The sequence below is a fragment of the Thiocapsa sp. genome (genome assembly GCF_035467215.1).
Lineage (GTDB): Bacteria > Pseudomonadota > Gammaproteobacteria > Chromatiales > Chromatiaceae > Thiocapsa.
Genome location: NZ_DATITZ010000208.1, coordinates 1 through 5101, shown reverse-complemented (window position 1 = coordinate 5101; position 5101 = coordinate 1). Strand labels below are relative to the sequence as shown.

The following is a 5101-nucleotide window of genomic DNA, read 5'->3' as shown; positions in this document are numbered from 1 at the left end:
CGGCCCGACGAGATCGACAGGCCGGCGCCCTGGGATCCCCGTGCAGCAAGCGCTGCATCCGAGACGACGATCATGCGATCATTCAACCTTTACCGCCGGATGAGCGCGGGCACATCCAGGACGGCTACCCTTCGCTCGGGTTGAGAGAGTCCAGATGGCACAACAACTGATCAAGGTTCCGCCGACCAAGAACACGCTGCTCCGACTGAAGAAACAGGAGAAGTTTCTCGAGGAAGGCCACGACCTGCTCGAACGCAAGCGCGAGCTGCTGACGCGCCTCGTCTACGAGCGCATCGGCGAGTATCGGCGGCTGCGAGAGGCGTCCGAAAAGGCCCTCGCCGAGGCCTACCGCTGTCTCAGCATCACCCATCTGCGCATGGGCAGCCGCGGGATCCATCAAGCCGCGCTCGGCTCGGAGCTGGCGCTGACGGTCGACATCCTGCCGCGCCGCGCGCTCGGGGTGGAATATCCCGCCGTGACCAGCGAGCGCATCCCGCTCAAGCCGGTCGGTCTCTTGGGGACGGACGCGAGCTTCGACACCACCCGCGAGAATCTCGCCAACGCCTGCGTGCTGCTCGCCCGTCTCGCCGAGGTCGAAACCGCGCTGCACCGTCTGATGGAAGAGCAACGCAAGGCCCAGAAGCGGGTCAACGCGCTCAAGTACAACATCATTCCGCTCTATCGGCGAACCATCCACTTCATCCAGTCATCGCTCGAAGAGGAGGAGCGCAACACGCTCTTCCAGGTCAAGTTGCTGCGGCAACGGGCCGAGGCTTGAGGAGCGACCCAACGCCATGCCCGACTTCCCGCGCAAGGTACTGGGGCTGCTCTTGATCCTGGCCGCCGTCGGCGTCGCCTCCTGGCAGGCACTGGCGGTCTCCTGCTCGTCTCCTGCTTCTGCCGCGGCCGAGACCGCTCGGCACGCCGCTCCGCCTCGCTGATGCCTCGGGAGACGCATCCATGATCCGCGTGCTTGCGCTTGTCGGTATCCTCGCCGCGATCGCCATCCTGATCTTGGTCGTCCGCGCCAAGCTCCTCGGCAGCCGTGAAGAGCGGCGTTCGATCCCGGATCAGCCGAGCCCGGCAAAGGGTCTCTTGATGTTCCTGCTGACACTGCCCGTCTTGGTTGCCGCGGTCGTCGCCATGGCACGCGGGCTCTTGATGCCGATGATCGGCAACGCCGTCGGTTACGGTCTGTTGCTGGGTGGCGCTTGGTTGCTGTGGCGCGGGCTGGTCGCGGAAGCCGCCTATGCGCACCGTCTCGTCGCCAAGATGCCGTGGCCGCTCAAAGCCGTCGGCAGCGTCCTGATCGGTTTGGGCACCGGCCTGACCGCCTGGCTCGGTGTCGGGCACCATCCGGGCATTGCCTTCGCTTTCGGGCTCGTAGCCCTGCTCGGGTGTCGGCTCTTCTACGGGGGCGATCCAGGCGAAGCCAAGCGCGTGACGGCCGCCTCCGGGCTCGACACCACGGACCAGGTGCTTGCCGCTCTGGCGCAAGCCGAGCGCTCGATCGCCGCAGTCGAGCAATCGAGCCGCGACATCCGACAACCCGAGCTCAATCAACGGCTGCGGCGCGTCGCCGCGCTCGCGCGCGAGATCCTGACCTTGCTGGAAGAGGATCCGCGTGACCTGCGCCGTGCCCGCAAATTTCTCAACGTCTACCTCGACGGTGTGCAGCGTGTCGTCGAAGGCTACGCAAGGACCCACCAACGCGCCGCCTCGCCGGATCTCGACGCCAACTTCCGTCGTGTTCTGACGAGCATCGAGGAGGTGTTTCAGGACCAGCGCCGGAAGCTCTTGGAGTCCGACATCATGGATCTTGATGTGCAGATCGAGGTGTTGACGAGCCAGTTGAAGCGCGAAGGGCTCTTATGAACCGCGTCGAATGAACCGCGTCGAGGAGCGATCCTCAACCGCCGATGCGCTACGCAACGTTGCAGCATGCCCAAGAGGTCGACGCGACGCGGTTCACTCCGGAGGCGGTTTAGCCGCCATCTCGATCACCTTCGAAACAGCCGCAAACCCGAACGTCGCCGTCACGAAACTCGCCGACCCGTAGCCGAGCCGGCAGTCGAGCGAGACTCCGCTGATGCCGGGTTTTTGGTGGCCGACACTTCCATCCGCCTGCGGATAGACCGGCTGCTCCAGCGAGTAGACGCAGTCGACCTTGAAACGCCGTTTCGGGTCGCGCGGGAAGCCATAAACCTCGCGCAAACGTCGCCGCACCTTCGAGGCCAAGGGGTCGTGCTCCGTGCGGGTCAGATCGGCCACCCTGACCGCGGTCGGGTCGCGCCGTCCGCCCGCACCCCCGGTCGTGACGATGGGGATCTTATGCAGCTTGCAGTGTGCAATCATCGCCGCCTTGAAACGGATGCTGTCGATCGCGTCGATGACCGCGTCATAGCCGCGGCTCAGATACGCCTCGAGTGTCCGATCGGTGATGAAATCGCGGATTGGCTCGCATCGGCAAAGCGGATGGATGTCGCGGATGCGCTCGGCCATCGCCTCGACCTTCGCCCGATCGAGCTGGCTGGTCATGGCGTGGCTCTGGCGGTTCACGTTGCCCGCCTCGATGGTGTCGTCGTCGATCAGGGTAATGGCGCCCACTCCGGTGCGCGCGAGCGCCTCCGCCGCCCAAGATCCCACCCCGCCCACGCCGACCACGCAGACATGCAGATCCGCGATCCGCGCACTCTCCACCGCCCCGTAGAGTCGGGCAATCCCGCCGAAACGCGCCTCGCGCCCGACCGAAACCTCCGTATCAAGCTGCGCGGGAGTGTTCGATGTATCCATCGCGGCATCATCCTCGATCTGCGTCCGGACCGAAAGCCTCGGCTCAGAACGACCTCGATCCCGCAACCTCCAACGCCCCCGCAAGCCTCGCCGCAAGTTGCCGAAAACCGAATACTTCTGAACCGCGTCCCTCGACAGCCATTGAGAAACCCGAGGTCGAAATCACCGACACCGGATCGGATGACTCCGGACGCGGTTCAGCAGCGCTTGACATCCCGGGAATTTTCTCTAGATTGTTAGCACTCGATCCGGCCGAGTGCTAACAGCCCGTCGAGATCGCGAACTTTCAGTTTCTTCGCTCAAGGAGTCACGTCGTTTATGAACCTACGTCCTTTGCATGACCGTGTCGTCGTTCGCCGCAAGGAGGAGGAACGCACCTCCGCCGGCGGCATCCTGATCCCGGACTCGGCCGCCGAGAAGCCGATCGAGGGCGAGGTCATCGCTGTCGGCAACGGCAAGCTGCTCGACAACGGCGATGTCCGCCGCCTGGATGTGAAGGTCGGCGACCGCGTGTTGTTCGGCAAGTATTCAGGCACCGAGGTCAAGCTCTCCGAGGAGAAGCTGCTGGTGATGCGCGAAGACGACATCATGGGCGTCATCGAATAGCGGACAACCACCCGCGTCCGCCACATCCCCCATTTCGCTTTACCGAGGCAAGCAATCCATGAGTGCAAAACAGATTTCCTTCAGCGAGCAAGCCCGTGCCCGAATGCTCCGCGGCGTGGACATCCTCGCCAACGCAGTCAAGGTCACCCTGGGTCCGAAGGGCCGCAACGTCGTGATCGAGAAGTCCTGGGGCGCCCCGACCGTCACCAAGGACGGCGTGTCCGTGGCCAAGGCGATCGAGCTCAAAGACAAGCTCGAAAATATGGGCGCACAGATGGTCAAGGAGGTCGCTTCCAAGACCTCCGACATCGCCGGCGACGGTACCACCACTGCCACCGTGCTGGCCCAGGCGATGGTCCGCGAGGGCCTCAAGGCCGTCGCCGCAGGCATGAACCCGATGGACATCAAGCGCGGCATCGACAAGGCCGTCGAGGCGTCCGTGACCGAGCTCAAGGCGCTCTCGCGTCCCTGCTCGACCAATAAAGAGATCGCCCAAGTCGGAACCATCTCCGCCAACTCCGATGCCTCGATCGGCGAGATCATCGCCGAGGCGATGGAGAAGGTCGGCAAGGAAGGCGTCATCACGGTCGAGGAAGGCAAGTCGCTGCAAAACGAGCTCGACCTGGTCGAAGGCATGCAGTTCGACCGTGGCTACCTCTCGCCCTACTTCATCAACAACCAGACGAGCCAGAAGGCCGAGCTGGATGCGCCCTACATCCTGCTCTACGACAAGAAGATCTCCAACATCCGCGACCTGCTCCCCGTACTGGAGGCCGTCGCCAAGGCCGGTAAGCCGCTGCTGATCGTCGCCGAGGATGTCGAGGGCGAGGCGCTGGCGACCCTGGTCGTGAACAATCTGCGCGGTATTCTGAAGGTCTGCGCGGTCAAGGCGCCGGGCTTCGGCGATCGTCGCAAGGCGATGCTGCAGGATCTCGCCATCCTCACCGGCGGCACCGTGATCTCCGAAGAGGTCGGTTTGTCGCTCGAGAAGGCGACCCTGAACGATCTCGGATCGGCCAAGACCGTCCAGATCGGCAAGGAAGATACCACCGTGATCGACGGCGCCGGCTCGCATGACGAGATCAAAGGCCGCTGCGATCAGATCCGCAGTCAGATCGAGGACACCACCTCGGATTACGACCGCGAGAAGCTGCAGGAGCGTCTGGCCAAGCTGGCCGGCGGTGTGGCGGTCGTGAAGGTCGGCGCCGCAACCGAGATGGAGATGAAGGAGAAGAAGGCGCGTGTGGAAGACGCCCTGCACGCCACCCGTGCCGCGGTCGAGGAAGGCATCGTCCCCGGCGGCGGCGTGGCCCTGATCCGTGCGATCGGCGCGGTCGTCGGTCTGAAGGGCGCCAACAGCGACCAGGATCTCGGCATCGCCATCGCCCGCCGCGCCTTGGAAGAGCCGCTACGTCAGATTGTCACGAACGCCGGCGACGAGGCATCCGTGGTGATGAGCAAGGTCGCCGAGGGGACTGCCAGCTTCGGCTACAACGCAGCCACCGGCGAGTACGGCAACCTGGTCGCCCAGGGTGTCCTCGACCCGGTCAAGGTGACCCGCTCCGCGCTGGTCAACGCGACCTCGATCGCGGCGATGCTGCTGACGACCGAGACGCTGATCGTCGAGAAGCCCGTCGAGGAGGCGGCCGCTCCGGCCGCCGCCGGCCACGGGCACGGTCACTGATCGAGGAGTGATCCGAAG

At 64.5% G+C, this 5101-nt stretch carries 6 protein-coding genes; 5 read left to right on the top strand and 1 reads right to left on the bottom strand.

Annotation, left to right across the window (positions count from 1 at the left end; translation table 11 throughout):
- Window positions 1–154 precede the first annotated feature (154 nt).
- The 3 genes from VLR48_RS11585 to VLR48_RS11575 are packed head-to-tail and all read left to right on the top strand — an operon-like array spanning window position 155 to window position 1875.
- Window positions 155–778 carry a V-type ATP synthase subunit D gene (locus VLR48_RS11585; RefSeq protein WP_093028637.1) on the top strand — a complete coding sequence of 208 codons (624 nt, stop codon included), beginning with the start codon at window positions 155–157 and terminating at the stop codon, window positions 776–778.
- 16 nt (window positions 779–794) lie between these two features.
- A complete protein-coding gene (locus VLR48_RS11580; RefSeq protein ID WP_325291935.1) occupies window positions 795–941 on the top strand; it encodes a hypothetical protein in 147 nt (48 codons plus the stop codon).
- Between the two features lie 19 nt (window positions 942–960).
- Window positions 961–1875: a 5-bromo-4-chloroindolyl phosphate hydrolysis family protein gene (locus VLR48_RS11575; RefSeq protein ID WP_325291934.1), complete on the top strand. Its 915-nt coding sequence runs from the start codon at window positions 961–963 to the stop codon at window positions 1873–1875.
- A 93-nt stretch (window positions 1876–1968) separates the two neighbouring features.
- Here VLR48_RS11575 and tcdA read toward each other — a convergent pair whose 3' ends face one another.
- Window positions 1969–2793, bottom strand: coding sequence for a tRNA cyclic N6-threonylcarbamoyladenosine(37) synthase TcdA (gene tcdA / locus VLR48_RS11570; RefSeq protein ID WP_325291933.1), 825 nt, complete (start codon window positions 2791–2793; stop codon window positions 1969–1971).
- A 318-nt stretch (window positions 2794–3111) separates the two neighbouring features.
- On the opposite strand from tcdA, the gene VLR48_RS11565 reads away from it, so the two are divergent.
- A complete protein-coding gene (locus tag VLR48_RS11565) occupies window positions 3112–3399 on the top strand; it encodes a co-chaperone GroES (RefSeq protein WP_213455750.1) in 288 nt (95 codons plus the stop codon).
- Between the two features lie 58 nt (window positions 3400–3457).
- Window positions 3458–5083, top strand: coding sequence for a chaperonin GroEL (groL, locus tag VLR48_RS11560; protein WP_325291932.1), 1626 nt, complete (start codon window positions 3458–3460; stop codon window positions 5081–5083).
- Window positions 5084–5101 lie beyond the last annotated feature (18 nt).

What these genes read in the sequence shown, in the direction of transcription:
- VLR48_RS11585 (WP_093028637.1), top strand. Translation starts at nt 155, where the DNA reads ATGGCACAACAACTGATCAAGGTTCCGCCGACCAAGAACACGCTGCTC.
- VLR48_RS11580 (WP_325291935.1), top strand. Translation starts at nt 795, where the DNA reads ATGCCCGACTTCCCGCGCAAGGTACTGGGGCTGCTCTTGATCCTGGCC.
- VLR48_RS11575 (WP_325291934.1), top strand. Translation starts at nt 961, where the DNA reads ATGATCCGCGTGCTTGCGCTTGTCGGTATCCTCGCCGCGATCGCCATC.
- tcdA (WP_325291933.1), bottom strand. Translation starts at nt 2,793, where the DNA reads ATGGATACATCGAACACTCCCGCGCAGCTTGATACGGAGGTTTCGGTC.
- VLR48_RS11565 (WP_213455750.1), top strand. Translation starts at nt 3,112, where the DNA reads ATGAACCTACGTCCTTTGCATGACCGTGTCGTCGTTCGCCGCAAGGAG.
- groL (WP_325291932.1), top strand. Translation starts at nt 3,458, where the DNA reads ATGAGTGCAAAACAGATTTCCTTCAGCGAGCAAGCCCGTGCCCGAATG.